We start from the raw sequence: 18,867 nt of genomic DNA, 5'->3' as shown, positions 1-18,867 counted from the left end.
GTTCTCTAGATAAACGCAAAATCGAACTGGGCTTGGTGGACCGATCGGTCCGAGGTGATATCGACGTTGCCGAGGTGATGCTCGATCTCCTCCATGACCTCTCGCTCTGTGCTGCGGAGGGCTTTTGAGACCTCGGGGTGCACGCGGAGCGTGCTGTGGCGGATGTCTTCGACCTGCTTGGAGAGACGCCTTGCCTCGGAGAGTATCTCGTAGGCGACGGTTGTCGGCGATTTGACCCAGCCAGAGCTTTCGCAGTATTCGCAGGGAGCGCACATTGTGCGTTCGAGCGATTGCTTGACACGTTTGCGGGTCATGATGATCAGGCCGAAGTCGTTGAACGACAGTACCTTGGTCGGCGATTTGTCTTTCTGCAGGGCCTCTTGCAGGGCCTGCGAGACCTTGTGCCGGTTGCGGCGGTCTTCCATGTCGATCAGGTCGAGCACGAGGATGCCGCCGAGGTCGCGAAGCCGAATTTGCCGCGCGATCTCGTCAACGGCCTCCATGTTGGTGCGGGTGATCGTGTCCTCAAGACGCTGGTTGCCCTTGCCGACGAACTTGCCTGTATTGACGTCGATCGAGACGAGCGCCTCGGTCTGGTTGATGACGAGATAGCCGCCGGATTTGAGCCAAACGCGCGGTTTTAGGGCCTTGTCGATCTCTTCCTGGACGTTGTAATAGTCGAGGATCGGCTCGTCGCGGGTGTAGAGCTTGACGCGGTTGACCATTCGCGGGGCCATGCGTTCCATGAACTCAACGGTGCGAAGATACTCTTCCTCACTGTCAACGCGAATGGCCGTAAAATCGTCCGCAAGTTGATCGCGCAGCAGACGTTGGACGAGGTCGAGGTCCTGATGAATGAGCGCCGGAGATTTTTTCTTCTCGGAGCCTTTCTTGGCGTCTTGCCAACTGCGGGCGAGGAATTTGGCGTCGTTACGCAAGTCTTCCTCTGAGATGCCGACACCCGCAGTGCGAACAATAAAACCGCCCGATGGAATATCCGGGTCTTGACGGATCTTTTGCAGCATTGTGCGAAGGCGGCCGCGTTCGTTTGACGACTCGATCTTTCGCGAGACGCCGAGGTGCTCTATCGTCGGCATATAGACGAGGTAACGCCCCGGCAGAGCGATGTGCGAAGTGATACGTGCGCCTTTCTTGGCAATCGGTTCCTTGGCGATCTGGACAAGGATCTCCTGGCCTTCTTTGAGGAGGTCTGAGATCACAGGCTGCGGCCCGCGGTCACGACGGCCGTCTGAACGCCCGTTGCGATCGCGCCCGCCGCGCGAGCCGCGACGGTTGCGGTCACGATCATTGCGGTCGCGGCCGCGATCTGAGCGGTTGTCCGAACGGTTTTCCGATTCGTCGTCAGTGTCAACAGACTCTGCCGGCTCGGGTGTTTCTTCCTCTGAAATGCCTGCCTCGTCGGCCTGCGGTCCATCGGTCTCGGCCGATTCTGGCGAGTTCTCGGCCTCAATGTCCGCGGCGCCGTTCTCGATAAGCTCGTCGCCATCTACCTCATCGACATCGTCGTTGGCGTGCGCCTTGCCCTTGGGCTTGACGTTTCGGCGACGGCCCCGACCGCCACGACGAACCGCCATCTCGGCGTTATCGTCGGACTCGCGAACGCTCGCCTCGGCGTCGGCTAACGGCTCCTCGCCCTCGGCGGGCTTTTTCTTCGAACGCGAAGACGCGGCCTTTGGCTTCTTCTCGGCGACCTTCTTGGCCGGTGACTTCGCGGCCTTGGGCTTCTTCTCGGCGGCCGGTTTCTTGGCTGCCGGGGCCTTTTTGCCGCGGCCCTTGGCCGGTTTCGCTTCCTCTTCCTCGTCGGCGATGCGTTCAAAGCCACCACCGCCCATATCATCGAGGAGCGAACCGACCTCGGCAACGCCGGTCGATTCCATATCAAACTCTACAGCCCGCACGCGATCGACGATCGCCTCCTGCATATAGGCATCCTTGAACATCTCGCCGGTGTCGGAATCGTCGCTGATACGCTCAAACCCGGACGCGTCAAAATCGATCTCGATCGGCTCGACGCCGTCGTCTGAGACGGCATCAGCTGACGGCTCGTCCTTGGCCTTTTTTCCACGGCCACGGCCGCGTTTGGGCTTGTCCTCAGGCGTTGGCGGCGGCAGGATCTCGTCAACCGCCTCGTCCGACAGCGGTTCGCTGACTGTGCCGTCGGCAACCTCCTGAGCCGATTCCATCTGTTTTTCACGTTCTACGCGCTGGCGGTCGACCTGCTCGCGGGCCTCGCGTTTTGCCTCGTCCGATTGGCCTTTTTTGCCCTTTTCCATGACGATGCGCTCGATCTCCTCTTCCTCATCGAAGAAGTCCGACACATATAGGAACGCGTCCCGTTCGAGCCCGATATCGACGAACGCCGACTGCATTCCCGGCAGCACACGCATCACGCGGCCCTTATAAACATTGCCCGCGACGCCTTGGTTCTCCTCGCCGCGCTCGATGTAAAACTCTGTAACCTTGCCATTATCAAGAATGGCGATCTTCTTTTCGCGTCCATTGACGCTCACAATTAGCTCTTTAGCCATACAAATATCCTTGCTTCAAAAATCTATCTTGAATGCCGCTTTTGGCGAATTGTGGTCAGGCTTTTGGGATGTGATCCGGCCCTAACGGCCGTGAGATGAGCCGCCGGCGTAAACCTTGGTCCTATGGCTTGGTCCCTGGGCGAGTGCCCAGGGCAAGTGTCGAATTGAATTCACGCTGGAAGCTTCTATACAGCCCGCGAACGTATCGCGGCGCTCGGGGAGCACCTAGCCCAACCAGTGAGCGTGCTCAGCACCCGAAAAGATCTCTAATTTCCAATCAGGGCCCACAAAGGGCCCTCAAAATCTGACCATTCGCCCGTCAGGCACTCGGCCCGCGGCAAACTGAGATAAGTATAACTAAGAATTATGGGTTAGTAAACATAAAATGTCGGAACATGGGGACACTAGAGCCTCTGTCCCTCAAAAATGGCGTTTTGTCGTGACGGAACCGGTTGCTGTATCGACAAAAAGTGCTTTTTGGGGGTCAAAATTCGCTTGTGTATCGACAAAAACTGCCTCTGTCGTCACACTTTGGCGGCCGTGGAGGTATTTTTGTCACCGCCCATCGCATGCCGAGTGTCGGCCGTCGTCGTCCGCCATTATGACCCCTTTTGCGGTTGCTATTCGTGCATTCGTGGCTTATTCTCCGGGCAATTATTAGCCACGAATGCACGAATTAAGAAACATCGGACGTTGCAGGCTTGACACGCACGGGTTTATATGCTACAGTGATCAAACTATGAAAGGCAATTGGGTGCGATGTCCTAAGGACAAGACGCGAGGCGTCTGGGCGGCGATGCATGTGAGCCTCAATCGCGACGGGCACATCTGCCTCACAAAGCGAACGTGGGAGCGGTTCGGCGCGCCAAAGGCCGTTCACCTGCTGTTTGACAAGGCCAACCAGCGGATCGGCCTGCAGGCGACGGCGCTCGGTATTCGCGACGCATACGCCATCGGCCCGTCAGGCCCACGCGGCGGCAAGATGATCCGCGCTTATCGCCTGCTGCAGGAATTCAATATCGATGTGCGCGAAACGCTCGAATTCCCCGAACTCGAGATCGACATCGACGGCATAATGATCCTCGACCTGCGCACCGCCGCCATCTCACGCCGCTCGGCGAATAACCATATGCGCAAACGGTCGCCACCGCACGCCGCGTTGCGGCCGGATGATCGTAGCCGTGGGTGACAACCCCCGTCCGGGAAAAATGGGAGCCCTTTGAACTTTGGCTCTAAACAGCCGCGTAGCGGCTTGGTGATCGTAGCCGTGGGTGACAACCCACGGCTACGGAGCGCGCAAGGATATCATCGCGTTGGCGACGATCGACCTAGGGCCGCTCCGCATTTTCAATTCTCGATCTTCCATTCTAAATTGATTGACGTGTACGTCCGCGACAAACGATCTCCTGTGCCCAAGACCGAGGTCGTCTCGCGCGTAATGAGCGCGAACCGAGCGAAGGACTCAAAGCCCGAACTACTCTTACGCCGCGCCCTGTGGCACTCAGGCCTCCGAGGCTATCGGCTGCACCGCCGGATCCGGATTGGGTCTTCTGCTCATCACTCATCACCCTTTACTCGTCACTCTTCGGTTCGTCCGGACATCAGCTTTGTCGGCAACCGGCTCGCGATCTTTGTCCACGGCTGCCTCTGGCACCGCCGTCTCGCGGTTACATAGCCACGTTCTTAGGGCGTGGTCACGATTCACGTCAATTCCTTAGCCCGTTTTAACGGGCTTAAATCTGGCGGCTTAAGCCAACAGCGAGAAGGACGTTGAAAACGCCCTCTGAAATCTTTACGACCCTATCCACGCCGTGAACGACGTGGCTATGCTCAGAAATAGTCGATTTTGGACTATTGATTCGTGAGCGATAGATTTTTCAGCGGAGGAAATCTATGGAAGAACGCGAATACCCCGATGTGGTAAAAACAATCCTCGCCCGCCCGCGAAATGGCTCAGGCGGCGGCATCCCGCTGACCCGCGGCGAAGTCGCGATGCTCTTCCTCGACGGCTACGCCGGAGATGGTCCCGATATGCTCGACGTTCGTTCGCAAGGCTATGGCGATGATTACGATTGGGACGGCTTAACCGTCGAAGACGTGATCGAAGATGAAAACACCGTCTTCGTCTGGGAAAAATGGGAACCACTCGAACTCTGGTCTAAACAGCCGCGTAGCGGCCCGGTCATTGTAGCCGTGGGTGAAAACCCACGGACGCGAGATCACCCAAACATACCGTCGCGTAGCGACGATTGAATCAATCGAACAGATATTTAGGGTCGAAATCGATACCGTGGAGCTTCAATAGAGCCTCGTACTCGTCCTCAAAGCTCTGCTTTGCATGATGTTTACGCTGGTCCTTGATGTATTGCACGACATCCGCAATCGCGGACCGAGATACGGAGAAGACACCATATCCGTCTTGCCAGCGGAAGTTTTGCATGCCGGGAAACTCGCGACGAATGCCATATGAGGAATCACCCTTAACGTGTTTGGCCGCCTGGCTCGCCGCCATGGTCGTAGGAACTCCTAATAGCGCGTGAATATGATCCTCCATACCGCCGATCTGAATCGGCGAAATGCCATGCCGCTTGGCCACTCCCGCGACATAGGCCCAAACTCGCTCCTCGATGTCCTGAGAGATCAGCTCGGCCCGATTCTTTGTGCTGAACACCAGATGGAAATAGATCTGTGAATAGGTGTTTGCCATGTCGATTCAATCGTCGCTACGCGACGGAATCGTTTATAACACGATTACCGTGGGTTATCACCCACGGCTACAGTGAGCCATCGCTCGGCGATGTGAAGATGACGATTGGGACGGCCTAACCTATGACGACGTTTTAGACAACACAGACGAACTGCCTGGCGAAGCCGCCTTCGTCTGGACAAAATGGGAACCCATAGAATTATGGTGAAATAGACGACCTCGATAAATCCGCGCTATTCTACTTCCGCAGCCAAAAAAACATCAGGGAGATATGTGTTATGAGAGAGGATACTCCGCAGTATCATTACAAGAGTTTGCAGTCGGACGACACAGCCGGACCGCGAGGTCTGGAGAGTCCCACGCCGACCATGAATCGTACACAAGGCTACATTCTAATTGCCATTGCGGGCTTAACTTTAATCCTTTTAGGCTGGTTTGTATTCAAACCAGTTCCGAAGTATGCGTACAAGGTGATCAACGTCCAAGCTCAATTTAGTAAGGTTTCGACTAATGTCTTGGGTTTGAGCCCTGAAAATAATTCCCGACTAAACGGTACTAACGTGAATTTCAGCGACGATGATCTTACGCTACTGGGAAAGGAAGGTTGGGAACTAGTCGACACAATACTCGAAATGGAAACCACCCATCCGAACTATGGGAATACAGAGTATGTAAGTGGTTTACAACCGAATATTCGGCCCCAACGAGCAGTTTTGCTATTTAGACGCCCAATCTAACTCAGAGCTTTACAGACTCCGGGGAGGATGCCGGTTGGGCATCTTTTGGAAGAAGTTCCTTCAGTTTGAAAACGGAATCTTCAGAATCTTCCCCAAGGAGATTTTGATTGGATAGAATTAGGGTAGGTGCCTCTGACGCAACATTTACCCAGATCATCCAATGGTATTCTTCGGTCGAAGTGACGATCCGGCGCTGAGCTGATGCGAAAAGAGCGTACCGGCCACTAGGCAGTTTTAATTCGAACTTCCCCTCGGCGTCGGTGACCACTTTGGCAATTCCTTCAGGCACGCCGTCGAGCAGGACAGCCGGGGCTGCTATCGACGTCATTTTAGCGAAGATCACGGCGAGACGCCCTTTTACAGCATTCAACTCGGTCTCCTTATTTGTTCGTTCAGTCCCAGCCTGCGCCAATCTACTTTCAATGGCGACGAGTTGTCTCCTAAGAGAATTCAACTGCTTACCTAGCCGGGCCTGGCGCGCTCGTTCGGCAATTTGCTCAGGCGTGTCGTATTCACTAAGAAATGAATATGTTTCGAGCGCATATGGATTGAACTGTGCGTCTAAAGCGTTGACTTTAGACTTGGCGCTATCGCGCTGAGAGCTTACTAGTTCGTAGCTTTTTTTCGATGCGTCGAAATCGGCTTGAGCCTGTTCAAGTTCGGGGCGCAGTGCATCAGCTTGTTCCCTTAGTACCGAGAGTGCAGAAGTGACAGCGTCTTTCTTCTCGCTCGCGAACTTCGTAGCAACGTCTTCGGGAATTATTGTGATTTTAACGAGGCCTAGCTTTACGTTTTCGGCACCGTTAGTAACGACAAAAACGCTTCCTTGGATGCGCCTGTCTCCTGAGCATCCAAAGAGCAACAACAAGGTTACCGTCACCGCGTACCGTAAACCGATGTGCCTTCCTCGCCTAATTATTTCGGGGATCTGCTCTCCGTCATGGAATCCAAGTAATCGTGTCATAGGTTTATTTGGTATTGAATCCTTCTGTTCCGCAAAATCGCCTCTAGCTCCGGGACCGACAACATTACTGCCGACTGCGATAGCGGATTGAGGCAGACGAAGCCGAAGCGGAATTTGTCGCCGAGGCGGCGGCCTAATTCGAATTCGTTTTCTGTGGCTCCGAAAAAGAAGCCTTTTGGGTTGTTGGGGAGGAATTTTTTTGTTGTCTTTAGCTCGACGAGGATTATTTCGTCGAGGTGTGTTTCGATGATTTCGGGCGTCACGGTTTCGCCGGCGTAGCGTGGGATGTAAACCATATCGAACGCTCGCGTAAAGCTGTATGGCTGGCCGAGCAGGTCGAGGATGTGGCGCCGCGTCACGCGGTCAACGAAGAAGAAGCCGGTCTCGTGTTCGCGGAGGTAATCGATGCCTTCGCGTTCCGTCTTGTTGTTTGAGACGGTGATTACGAATGAGTGGGCGCGTGCCATTTGTTTCGAGCGCAAAGGATACTTGATCTAGCTGTGTTAGATCAAGATTGTAGCGGCGGCAGTCGGTTTATTCGGCTCATTGTTCTTGTGAGAGGCCGGCGACGAGTTGGGAACTGAAAATTGAAAATTGAGAATTGTCGGACCGCGGGCGGGCAAGGGGGCCCGCTTTCCGATTATACGCATTGTATGCAGGCGATCAACAGACAATGAGTAGCACACCGGCGAAGTGAGAAATGAGAAGTGAGAAATGAGAATGGAGAACGGGAACAGCGATGAGTGATGAGTGGTGAGTGAGATCGTCGGAGCGCGGGCCGTGATCGGGCGGGTGACGAGGTCCGGGAGCGTTCTGAGACAACCCGTATTGCTACTCCGGCCGTCTCAGTCAATGTTGTCTAATTCTTGAAAACATTGACATTGATCGCGGAATCGAGTTCTAATAGGTGCGATCCATCATTATGAAAAACGCGGCTAAATTGGCGGTTGTAGGTGTCTTTGGCTTGGTGTGCCTAGGGTTGGTGCTGAATGGCGTTGGCGCGTCGGGGGGCGGTTCGTTGGCATTTGCGGGTGCGGTGCCATCGCCGACGCCAAAGGCTTCGCCGGCGGCCGCTAACGTCGCGACGAACGTCAATAAGCCGGTAAACACTAATACGGCAGCTAATGCCGTCATACCTGCGAACACGGCCGCAGCGAATTCTGCCCCGGCCGGGAACAAGACGATGCGTAAGGAGTTTACGCTTGGCCAAGACAGCCTGTCAGAGTATGGCGAGGTGCCGTTCAACCACGATACGCATGCGTTCCAGCCCTACAGCCCTGACGGAAAATCGCCCATCGGCTGCGTGGAATGCCACCATACAGACCAGCCAAGATCGGCCCTCAAACCGCCGCTGCTTACGTCGGAACGCGACGTGACGCTGACGTTCGATTCGTGGAAGGCTTCTTCGCAAAAGGTCAATGAGTGCCGGTATTGTCATTTCCAGACTGATAGCGTGCCGGACGACAAGGAGATGCCGACGGCCACATACACCGAGGGCGGCAAATCTGTCGTCAAGGACCTCAACAACGAGCTCGCGTATCACATCAATTGCAACACTTGTCATGATGCCGCGGCGAAACTACGGCCCGAGGTCAAGCAGCGGCCCGGCTTTGCAACAGGCAAGGACTGCACGATCTGCCACAAGCCCAATTGATGATGAGCCAGCGTCCGTGCGACAAATGCGGCGAAGAGGTAAGCGTAACCAAGGCATTTTGCCCTGCGTGCGGCCATGCCCTCGTGGATGAGGAGCAGCGCGAGGACACATCAGAATTCCAAAGGCTTGACGGCACGATGCAGGTCGGGAAGACGATGTATAACCAGATGCTGTCCGAGATGGGGCTGAACATTTCGGTGCCGTCCGAGCAGTTGACCGAGGCCGAGAAGCCCATCCTAAACGACCTCGCGCCGGCCGCCTCGCCAAAGTCGCCCACGGCTCGCGTAGGCGTTGAGGTGATCAAGCCGATCGGGAAGGAAAAACTCGCGCCTGCCGCATCAGCGGCCTCACCTCGAATGAACCGCACAAAACTCCTGCTCATCATCGGCGCGGTGATCATTGCGGGCTGGGTTCTCGTCGGGCTGCTGATCGCATTCTTCGCGATTTTGCCGCGATTGCGTTAAACTTCCAACGTTCCTTTTTAGACAACTCGATGCCGCGTGAGATCCAAAACCACGAGCAGACGATCGAGGCATTTCGCAACGTCGAGATCGTCTCGGAACTTGTCGAGCAATTGCCGAATGGTGAATTTAAGAACGAGCTCGACATGGACATCATCCTCTTTGGCCGCAGCTATCGCGGCAAGCAGGTCGGGCCGTATGTAAAGCTGCTCGAGTTCGCACCGGGCGAAGGAATCGTCCGCGAAAACACCTGGGAAAGCAGCATCTTTTATATCCTCGTTTCCGGCCGGCTCGAGGCATCAATAACGGAACAGAACGGTAACCAAAAGAAGGTCGGCGAGATACCGGCGGGCAATTCGTTCGGCGAGATGGCCCTGCTGTCGGGGACGCCTCGGACGGCGACCGTTTCGGTTGCGGCTGATGCGGCACCGGCTCTCGTTCTTGAGTTCACGCGCCCGGCGATCCGGCTACTGCGTAAGCTGCCCAAGTTTGGCCGCTCGCTCGACCGGAATTATCGCGGCTACGGCCTTTCGCTTACACTCAATGAACTTCGCGACATTGCCGGAACCGAGATCGCCCCTGCGATCCTGCAGCGGCTCGACGACGCTGCTCGTTTCGCGGTCTTTGAGAAGGATCACGTACTGTTTTCCGAGGGCGACCCGATCAACCGCGTCCTCTACGTTCGCAATGGCTGGATCCAACGTGTGAGCGGCGTCGAGTTTAACCCAAGGGCCGCCGACCTGTTGATCGAGACCGATCGGTCGGTGGGGCTGGACTTCCTCGGGCCCGGCTCCTGCCTGGGCCTGGAGGCGATCGAGGGATCGGCCAAGTGGAAATTTACGGCTACCGTTCGGGGCCGTGCCGAGATAGTCGAGATCGCCGCGGGCCGACTGCGTGAGGATCGTGAACTCAGTGATGTGGTCCTGCCGTTTCTTACGAGATCGGCGGGTAACGAGACGCCCGTGCCGCTTCATCCGACTGACACTCGTGTCGTGAGCGCGACCACAAAAGAGATCGAGACCGGCGTGGTTGACGGCGTGAACCTGCTCGTGATGGACATGGCCAAGTGTGTCCGTTGCGGCAATTGCTCGCTTGCATGTCATCAGGTGCACGGCAATTCGCGGCTTGTGCGGCGCGGCATACACATCGAACGGCCGGTCAAACCGAACAAGGCCGCGATGCAAAGTGTCCTGGCACCGTCCGTATGCATGCATTGCCAGGATGCCGAATGCCTGACCGGTTGTCCGACCGGTGCGATCGCGCGGTTTCCGGACGGCGAGATCGACATCGAACCGGCGACGTGCATAGGCTGCGGCGACTGTGCGACACAGTGTCCCTATGATGCGATCTCAATGATCGCCCGGGACGGAGGTAACGGAGCCTCAGGCGGTTTTGTTGCCAGGGCTTTATCAAAACTTTCGTTGTCAGAAGCTCGACTACCACTGCCTGTCACGCAAACCGAGAGTCTTGTTGCTGTTAAATGCAATCTATGCAAGGGAACGGGCCTGAATCCGCCCGGGGCCTCGACCGCGGCCTACTCTTGCGAAGAGAACTGTCCGACCGGCGCTCTACTGCGCGTGAATCCGCGGGAGTATTTTGACGAGGTCAATCAGGCCCTTGGCCTCATCCAGCGAACAAAGACGCATGCCATAGGAGTAAACATCCACAGGGCGGATAACCGGGCCCGCATGCTTCACATGCTGCTCGGCATTGCGATAGTCGGTCTCGGCGCGGCGGCATTGTGGGCAACCATCAGGTTTTCGCAGGACACGGCCCTGATCGACGGATCGTGGCTTACCATGCGCTGGGTAACCGGCCTCACCGGCCTCGCAGGCATCGTTTGGGTAATGCTGTATCCGGTCAGGAAACAGATCTATCGTCGACGTGCCGGAGCCTTGCGCTATTGGATGATCTCGCACATTTATATCGGAGTGATCGCGGGTGTGCTGCTCTTGATCCATGGCGGGACGCGTTCCGGTGGAATGCTGACGACGCTGCTGATGATCTCGTTTGATCTCGTGATCGCATCAGGGCTGTTCGGGGCCATATGTTATATCGTCGTTCCTCGATTTATGACAAAGATCGAACGCGAACCGCTCTTGGTCGAAGACCTCGAGGCACGCCGTGATGAGCTTCGTGCAGAGCTGATACGCGCTGCTGATGAGGCAGGCGAACCCAAGCTTCGCCAACTTATCGAGACGAAAGTGCGGCGGCGTTTTCTCGGCCTGCGTTATTTGTTAAGGCAGTATTGGCGGCGAGAGGACCTGCCGGCAATGCTGGCATCGGCGCGCGAGGGATTTGGTGAGGTATCGGAGGGCATGTCGAGGCTCGATGGAGCGAAACTGATGGAAGCGGTCGAGAATGCGGCAACACTTAGGCGGGTCGATGCCTTGATCTATCTGCACCAGCTACTGAAGTTATGGCTCGCCCCGCATGTGCTGTTCACGGCGTTGATGCTGACGTTCATGTTGATACATGTCGTTCAAGCTGTTTACTTTAACGTGAGATAAGGTGGCTACGGAGAAAGGAAAATTCACTGTCATTACCGCCGATGGCCGGTCGCGCCCGTTTGCGAAGGATGCCGTATATCTCGGCCGTCTCGTGAGCTGCGAGATCAGTCTCGATGACAGCACGGTTTCGAGAATACACGCCAGCATCAATTTTCAAGCCGGCAATTACTCGCTCGTCAATCTCTCAAAGGCTAATGTTCTGACGCTGAACGGCCGTCCGCTCGGGCCGCAAAAGAGTGATGTGCTCGCCGACGGCGACATCATCCAGATCGGCCCGTTCATCATAGATGTAACGCGCATAGGCGAGCAGATATTGCTCCGCCCACAGAGGGCCGTGACGGGTGTTGTGGCCGAGCCGGAAGCATTAAACGGTGCGGCCGCATCCGCTGATGAGAGTGCCGCCGGCGGGGTCCTCGATGCATTCTGGGATAAACGGACAAGGGAAAAGGAAGACTGGGGCACAAGGCTGAGGCCGACGGCCGAGCCGATCCCCGGAAAAGCAATGTTCAACTGGCGCCCGACACGTGACCTGTGTCGGCCCTGGGCAGTCGGCCTTTTTATCTGGGCATTACTCGCTGTCGGCGCGATCGCGGTCTTTGCGTATTACAGATATCCGCAGGCTTACGCTCCGAGGCCGCTTGCGAACCCGCATGCGGCTGATTCCAATGAGCGCATGATCGCAACGGTGGCGAACAAGAATTCATGCACGACTTGTCATTCGCCCCGTGAGCCAATGGAGAACGCGTGCATTCGATGCCATACTGCCGAACAATTCCATGCGTCGAATACGAAGGCCCATGAAGATGCAGGGATCACATGCACGGCTTGCCACAAGGAGCATCAGGGTCAGGACTATTCGCTTAATGGCTCCGCGATATTAGGTTGTGCCCAGTGCCATAACGATAATAATAAGAACAGTTACAACGACAGGACCGTTCGAACCGCACACGGCGGATCGTACGGGTATCCGGCCGCGGAAGGCAAGTGGACGTGGCAGGGCCTTTATCGCGAGGAGGCCGATGCGATTCCTGAGGTTAATGCCCCGGCGACCGGTGACAAAGACGATCAAAATCGGATCAGCCGGCATTTTCACACGGTTCATGTAGCGCGACTCAAGGTACCGGAAGGTTTGGCGGGTGACAAGTTTGGCCTCGTCTCATGCTCGACGTGTCACAAGAGCTTTGACCCGATCGATCGTGTGACGCCCCGTGAGACGTGTGCTGCGTGCCACATGAACGTCGCCGGCGATACGAGCCGCGATCAACGCTTCCAGGCCGGGCAGGCAAACTGCATCTCATGTCATGTGCAGCATCCTTACAGCAGCGGCCGTTGGAGCGAGTTTCTCTCGGATGAAGCTCTGAAACGCCGCAACGATGCGGTAACGGCCAAGCTTCGCGGCGAAAAGGAATAAGATGCGTGCATTCCACATCTTTATATGTTTTGCTCTGCTGGCGTTGCTGGTTTGGATCAACCTAGGTGCTGCCGCTGAGTCGCGCGCAACCTATGGCGGGCTGACGGCCGTCGGCTGGTTAAGCATCGGGCTTGTTTCGGTCGTTGTTGGTTTCATCGTTCTGGCTAAGGATGCCGCGCGGGCGTTTGGCATTTTCAGGCAGAGTGACAGCGGAGCATCGCGACCCGTGATACGAAAACTCACGCCGGACGAGCTTGCTGAACTCGGCCTCGACAAATACCGCGGGCCAGACTATCCGCATCCGGTGATCTTTCCCGAACGCTGTATCGGCTGTCAGGCCTGCGTTGATGCCTGTCCGCATGATGTGTTGGCGATAGTTGACGGGACGGCTGCGGCAGTCGCTCCGGACCTGTGTATGGAAGACACCGCTTGTCAGGCCGAATGTCCGGTCAATCCAAAGGCGTGCATCATCATCAACACAACTAAAGAGATCCGCTCGCTGCCGACCCCGACTCGTGACGGCTCAAGCTACGAAACTAACGTGACGGGCTGCTATATTATCGGCGATGTCTCAGGCGTGCCGCTGATCAAGAATGCGGTCAAGGAAGGTGCCGAGGTCGTTGAGCATATCAGGACAGAATTGACGAGTTCTGCGCCGGAGCCTCGCGCCGAGTATGATATTGCGATCATTGGCGTTGGCCCCGGCGGTGCTTCAGCCGCAGTAGCCGCGGTAGACCGCGGTTTGCGTTATGTCGCGCTGGAGCAAAACAACATACTCTCGACCATCGACCTGTATCCGAAGGGCAAGTACATTTTCTTTAAGCCTGACACCAAGGAATGGTTTGGCGGGTTGCCAGTCACCGGCCTGGGCCTCGCCAAGACGAAATATGGCAACGTCGAGGCTGACGAGGATGGAGCGGGAATGGCCGCTATCGGCGATCAGCTGGCCGCGATAGTCCACGCCGCGTCACCGGCCGTCCACGCCCGCTTGATCGCGGAGGTCCCAAATGCCCTGCGGGCCGGTGTATCGCAGCGGTTGACCGAAAAGATCGAGAAGGAGCTAAAGAAGCAGATCACCGAGTTTCTCAGGTCAAGCGGTCCCGGCGATCCGGCGGGAGCATTCGCGTCGCAATTCATTCCGAGGCAAGATGAGTTGATCGCGGAATTCTCACGGAAGATCGCAACGCAGCTGGCGACAAAGATACCGGGCGACCAGCGAGAGAACATACTCGACGTTTGGCTCGGTGCCCTAAACGACAAAGGCGTGAGGGTGAACGAACACGAGAGTTGTACGGCAGTGGTTCGTTCCTCAGAAGGTGACTACTTTACCGTAACGACCGAGCGTGGCAATGAGAAGGCGATCCGAACCTACACGGCCCGCCGCGTTGTCATTGCGATCGGCCTCCGCGGGGCCCCAAACAAACTACGACTGCCAAATGAGGACATGAAGGTCGTGATCGATGGGCGCGAGCAGTCCAAGGTTGTTTACAGCCTTTCAAATCCGATGGACTTTTGCGGCCGTAACGTAGTGATAGTCGGCGGCGGCAACGTCGCGGTCGAGGCCGCAGTCGATCTGGTCGCTGTGCGCGATGGTTCGGCTATCTCGCCGCGTTCGCCTGCGGATATGAACCGTGTCACGCTGCTCGTTCGCGAAGCACTTGCTCCGACCGTCAAATTTGGCAATAAGCTGCAGCTCTATAAGTGTGCCACGGACGGCCTGATCGATCTGCGCTTTGGCGCCGGGATCAAAGAGATGAGCGAAGCTGAGGTTGTAATTGAAAATGTTAGGACAAAACAGGAGATCGTGACGATCCCGAACGACTATGTTTTCGCTCTCATCGGCGGTGAACGGCCGAACCGCTTTCTTGAATCTATCGGGATCACGATCAAATAGGCTATTTGATCGGTTCGTCTGAAACAGTGAAGAAATCGCCGCTGCCACTGTTAGTACGAAGCATCCGCATGACCTCCTCAAAGTTGAAGGGCCTTGCTCCTCGACGGCCAAAGACGGCTATCTGATTGCCGCTCTCATCAGCCGCTCGGTCGCGGTCGAGCGCTTTTGAGATATTGAGGGCTTCACCCTTTGTCTTGAATGTAGCAATCAGCCGCGGTTCAGGCCTCGGGCTGAATCCGGCGTAATTGGGCATCGTCTCAGGGTCGGTCAACTGCAGCACCTTGAGGCCGTTCTTTCCGTCAGCGACGTATCCGAACAGGCTGGCATTTGTCATCGCGACCTTAACCGCATGGGCGTCATTGATCGTGCCGTCCGCATTGAATGCCTGGTCGAGCTTTGGCTGCTCCGGCCGCTCAACGTCAATAATGGCGATGCCCTCGGCCCCGTTCGCCACATATGCGTACGTTCGAGCGACATAGACATCGTGAGCGTCACGAAGAGAAACGGCAGCTCCGTCGACCAGCCTCGCACGGCCGCTCGATCGAAGTTCACGGATATCTACCACTTTCAACCCATCACCATCGACGACGAACGCGTAGAGGAATTGGATAGCAACGGCCTTTGGATGATTCAATGCGATACGAGCCGTGAGCTTAGGCTCGTGCGGTGTCGAAAGATCTACGATGACCAGTTCCCGATCGGTCGTGATGTAGGCGAAGTTTCCCGCAAGTGTAATGTTATTGGCTCCCGTCAAGGCGCCGTTCGGGTTAAAGGTGACGGCCCGCTTGAGAAAATTGTTTCGCGGGTCGCCATCGAGCAGCGTGCCGGCCCCTACGAGGATCAGGCCTTCCTCTCGGTCAGCAACGTAAAGATATCCGTACAATGGATGGATCGGCCCTTCCTCGTTGACGGCAGGTGACGGCTTGCCGGCCGCCTTGGCCTCGGCATCAAGCCTGACGGCCTCGTCCGGTGGAACCTGTATCAAGGTGCCATCATCTTTTCGCACGGTTCGCCATCGTGTCGGGTCAACAGCAAGCGTAGAAGGAGCGGCAACGGCCGTCGCATACTTTGTATCGACATGAAATCTTTGGCCCAGCGGAGATACCGGAGCGGTCACGATCCGTTCGGAGAAACCCTTGTGGTCGATCTGAGCGACATCATAGATGCGCAGGCCACCCTTGCCGGCCGCGACATATGCGTATTCGCCGCGTACCTGCACCTGCAATGCCTCAGGCCGGCCCTTGTTCTCAAAGACCTCATCGAGTTCGCGGCCGTCGCGGATGAAATCTTCGTAGTTGTCCTTATAGGCGAGCTTATGGAGCGTGCTGCCATACACAGCCTGCGGTTCATCGTGTTCGGTGACCGCAACGGCCTCGATCGAATGTCCCGCCGCAATATACACATAGCGGCCCATAAAATTGACAAAGTTCGTCCCCTGCAGCATCACCTGAGCGAGCCATGCATTGTTGTCGTTATTTTTTGAAACGTGGCAGTCGGAGCATGTCTGCGTCTCTTTTCCCCGCACCGTATGCGGCACATGCGTGTTGAACGCCTGGCCGTTAAAGCCCTCGGACGAGATCGTCTGCTGCTGGTGATAGATCCATTCGCGATTCTGATTGCGCGAACTCACCATGATCGCCGACCGCGATGCGACCGGAGCGACCTGATGGCCGGTGACGGTGCCATCCTTGCCGAGCATAAAGATATCGTCACGCAGGACCTGAAAATTGTAGGTTGTGAAATTCCGGGAATCGCCGCCTTCGAAATGCCGGTTCGGCATCTTGCTATTCGCCTCCATCGAGAGGTGGCAGCCAAAACAGCTCGTTACCCATGCAGTGTGGCATGTATAGCAGGTCATGCTGCTGTCACGATGGGCCAGACGGTCATCGCCGACCGCCGCATCGCCCCATGTCGCATTGTCACGCTGCATGGTCTTAGCGTAGGCGGACTTCTCGTTATAATCCGTGTTGCCGGGTGTAACAGTGTCAACTGTCTGAGTTACCTTCCAGCACTTGCCAGCTTCGACAATGGCATTTTGGACAATGTCGCCGGCTTTGAGCGCTACAGGGCTGCCTTTCTCGTCGGTGCACTTCTTGTTACGAGCCGTTGCAGCGGTCAGCACCTCGAGCACCGGCAGACGGCGGCCGTCCGGCGAGCGGAAGCGAAGGCGTGTCAGATCGCGGCCGATCAGCGGCTTGTTGGCTCGTTCGCGCTGGGTGAGCTCGCCCTTGGACGGCGCGGCAGCGGCCGGGCCGCTGGTGATGGCGTTTGCCTTTGCCTTGATCGAACCGTGGCAGTCCACGCAGCCGATCTCGATCGCGGCACGCGGTTCATTATAGAGGATGCCGTCGCCGTGGCTGTCCTGCCTGAAATGACAGTCAACGCAGTGCATGCCTTTCTCGGCGTGAATGTCCTGCAAATGCACGGCCTTGTTCCATTTTTCGGGATCACCGGGCAGGACGATCTGGTCGTTGGCATCAAGAAGATTGCCCTTTCTATCTTTCTTATAAACGTTCTTGAACAGCCATCCGTGTCCATGACTGTCAGCGAACTGTACTCGAGAGAGCTTGCTGTTGAACTCGGCGGTACCGGAATTTTGCAGGAATGCGGAATCTGACCAAAGCCCTCTGAGCGAGGCGGCTTCGGGATTCTTGTCGAGTTTGCGAGCCTTATCAGCTTCGCTTGGGTCGATCTGTCGGTCTTGCGGATACATCATCTTGCCGTCAGATTCGTTGTCCCACCACATGCGGCCGAGATAGGTCGCCACCATGTTTGTGCCTGGATGCATGTGACAGGTCATGCACTGCTGTGTAGGGATCTGAGACGTGAATTGATGCTTGATCGGGTGACCCGACTCGCGGCGTGGGATCTTTTCGTCGGCGGAGGCCGAAAATCCCTCATTCCCATTAGCCGCATATGGGCCTGATGCGACAGCACTGGTGTCGTTAGCATAAACCACGTGACAACTGCTGCAACCTGATGAACGATAGTCGCCTGCCTGATCGTTAGTCCCGAGAAAATTTGACGTGGGGTCGAGCAGGCGCGTCTTTTGCAGGCCCAAATAGACCGGATCGGTCCGGTTGTTCGTCCCGAGCCCGCGAGGGCTGAGCCCCTTATCGGGCTTTCCGTTCTCCTCTTCCTTATCGGGTAGCCCGACCTCAAGGCGACGCTTGCCACCGCGTTCGAACACACGCAGGATGTTTCCCGGCTGAGAAAGCTCCCATCGCGGCAGCGGATCGAGAAAAGGCAGCCGGCCCTTTTTCATCTGTTCGTCGTGGCTGGGCGGCGGTTCGGCGATCAGGGATTGGGATACGCCATTTTCGCTGTAGCTTTCACCGAAGCGCGAATCCTTCAGGTGATAACCGCTGTTGTTATATAGGGCGGCGCCCCACAGCATCGCGCCGTGAGCCATCATGCTGCGCGATGCAGCTCGGTTCTCGTCCGAATGGCATTCGCCGCACGATTGGCCGACCACACGAAAATCACCCGGATTGATGAACCGGACGAATTCACGGCTCTCCTTCGCGAGAAGAGTATTTGTCCTTTCGGGATTGCGGCTTGAGCATTCGCCATTTTCCTTGCAGCCCCATGCTTTTGGATAGCGCGGCCGGACGTGAGCATCTTTTGACGTCGTGGCGGCCGGATTCCCGCCATGGCACGATGTGCAGGTAAGTCCCATCGCATCTTTGCCATCGGCGTCGATCTTGTCAAAGACATCGCCACGGTTGTTGTATCGATGCATCGGTTCGATATTGTTGTGGCATTTGACGCAGCCTTCGATCTGGGTCTGCTGACGCGGCGGGCTTGTCGACACATCCGGCTGTTGTTGAGGTGCCGACGGCGGGTCGTCGGTGAGTGTCGCGTGGGTTTCGTTCCGCCACAGCGCTGCTGCCAGGAAGCACAAAAAGGCCAGCATGATAACAAGTTTCATGCGTTCGCTCGCGGTAGCTGCCGCCCTCATGTCGAAATACCTCATAGCG

Annotated in this window: 13 protein-coding genes; 8 read left to right on the top strand and 5 right to left on the bottom strand. The window is 56.5% G+C overall.

The features are described from left to right. Positions 1-5: 5 nt before the first annotated feature. Entirely contained in the window at positions 6-2,549 is a 2,544-nt protein-coding gene (locus IPM59_01935; protein MBK9214354.1) for an Rne/Rng family ribonuclease, read from the bottom strand. A gap of 739 nt (positions 2,550-3,288) precedes the next feature. Here IPM59_01935 and IPM59_01930 point away from each other — a divergent pair. The 3 genes from IPM59_01930 (at position 3,289) to IPM59_01920 (ending at position 4,802) form a co-directional block, all read left to right on the top strand. Then, positions 3,289-3,738 carry a hypothetical protein gene (locus IPM59_01930; protein MBK9214353.1) on the top strand — a complete coding sequence of 150 codons (450 nt, stop codon included), beginning with the start codon at positions 3,289-3,291 and terminating at the stop codon, positions 3,736-3,738. A gap of 249 nt (positions 3,739-3,987) precedes the next feature. Further along, on the top strand, positions 3,988-4,224 hold the full coding sequence (locus tag IPM59_01925; GenBank protein MBK9214352.1) for a hypothetical protein: 237 nt from the start codon (positions 3,988-3,990) through the stop codon (positions 4,222-4,224). 218 nt (positions 4,225-4,442) lie between these two features. Further along, positions 4,443-4,802, top strand: a complete 360-nt coding sequence (locus tag IPM59_01920; GenBank protein ID MBK9214351.1) for a hypothetical protein — start codon at positions 4,443-4,445, stop codon at positions 4,800-4,802. A 1-nt stretch (position 4,803) separates the two neighbouring features. On the opposite strand, the gene tnpA is transcribed toward IPM59_01920, so the two are convergent. The 3 genes from tnpA to IPM59_01905 all read right to left on the bottom strand — a co-directional run bounded on the left by tnpA (position 4,804) and on the right by IPM59_01905 (position 7,424). Then, the gene (gene tnpA, locus IPM59_01915) at positions 4,804-5,256 is read right to left on the bottom strand and encodes an IS200/IS605 family transposase (protein MBK9214350.1); all 453 of its coding nucleotides are present in this window, start codon (positions 5,254-5,256) and stop codon (positions 4,804-4,806) included. Between the two features lie 738 nt (positions 5,257-5,994). Then, the gene (locus tag IPM59_01910; GenBank protein ID MBK9214349.1) at positions 5,995-6,873 is read right to left on the bottom strand and encodes a hypothetical protein; all 879 of its coding nucleotides are present in this window, start codon (positions 6,871-6,873) and stop codon (positions 5,995-5,997) included. An 80-nt stretch (positions 6,874-6,953) separates the two neighbouring features. Next, positions 6,954-7,424 (bottom strand): hypothetical protein, encoded by a 471-nt coding sequence (locus IPM59_01905; protein ID MBK9214348.1) that lies wholly within the window; start codon positions 7,422-7,424, stop codon positions 6,954-6,956. A gap of 455 nt (positions 7,425-7,879) precedes the next feature. Here IPM59_01905 and IPM59_01900 point away from each other — a divergent pair, with 455 nt between their 5' ends. The 5 genes from IPM59_01900 to IPM59_01880 are packed head-to-tail and all read left to right on the top strand — an operon-like array spanning position 7,880 to position 14,887. Beyond that, a complete protein-coding gene (locus tag IPM59_01900; protein MBK9214347.1) occupies positions 7,880-8,611 on the top strand; it encodes a hypothetical protein in 732 nt (243 codons plus the stop codon). Next, the gene (locus tag IPM59_01895; protein MBK9214346.1) at positions 8,611-9,075 is read left to right on the top strand and encodes a zinc ribbon domain-containing protein; all 465 of its coding nucleotides are present in this window, start codon (positions 8,611-8,613) and stop codon (positions 9,073-9,075) included. The genes IPM59_01900 and IPM59_01895 overlap by 1 nt, the downstream gene beginning before the upstream one ends. A gap of 29 nt (positions 9,076-9,104) precedes the next feature. Further along, on the top strand, positions 9,105-11,582 hold the full coding sequence (locus IPM59_01890) for a cyclic nucleotide-binding domain-containing protein (protein MBK9214345.1): 2,478 nt from the start codon (positions 9,105-9,107) through the stop codon (positions 11,580-11,582). A gap of 1 nt (position 11,583) precedes the next feature. Further along, on the top strand, positions 11,584-12,993 hold the full coding sequence (locus IPM59_01885; GenBank protein ID MBK9214344.1) for an FHA domain-containing protein: 1,410 nt from the start codon (positions 11,584-11,586) through the stop codon (positions 12,991-12,993). A 1-nt stretch (position 12,994) separates the two neighbouring features. Continuing rightward, positions 12,995-14,887, top strand: coding sequence for an NAD(P)-binding domain-containing protein (locus IPM59_01880; protein MBK9214343.1), 1,893 nt, complete (start codon positions 12,995-12,997; stop codon positions 14,885-14,887). 1 nt (position 14,888) lies between these two features. Here IPM59_01880 and IPM59_01875 read toward each other — a convergent pair whose 3' ends face one another. Further along, positions 14,889-18,863 carry a hypothetical protein gene (locus tag IPM59_01875; GenBank protein MBK9214342.1) on the bottom strand — a complete coding sequence of 1,325 codons (3,975 nt, stop codon included), beginning with the start codon at positions 18,861-18,863 and terminating at the stop codon, positions 14,889-14,891. Between the last annotated feature and the right edge of the window lie 4 nt (positions 18,864-18,867).

Source organism: Chloracidobacterium sp. (assembly GCA_016715795.1).
In the GTDB taxonomy this organism is placed as follows: Bacteria; Acidobacteriota; Blastocatellia; order Pyrinomonadales; family Pyrinomonadaceae; genus OLB17.
This window is presented reverse-complemented; position numbering and strand designations above follow the sequence as displayed.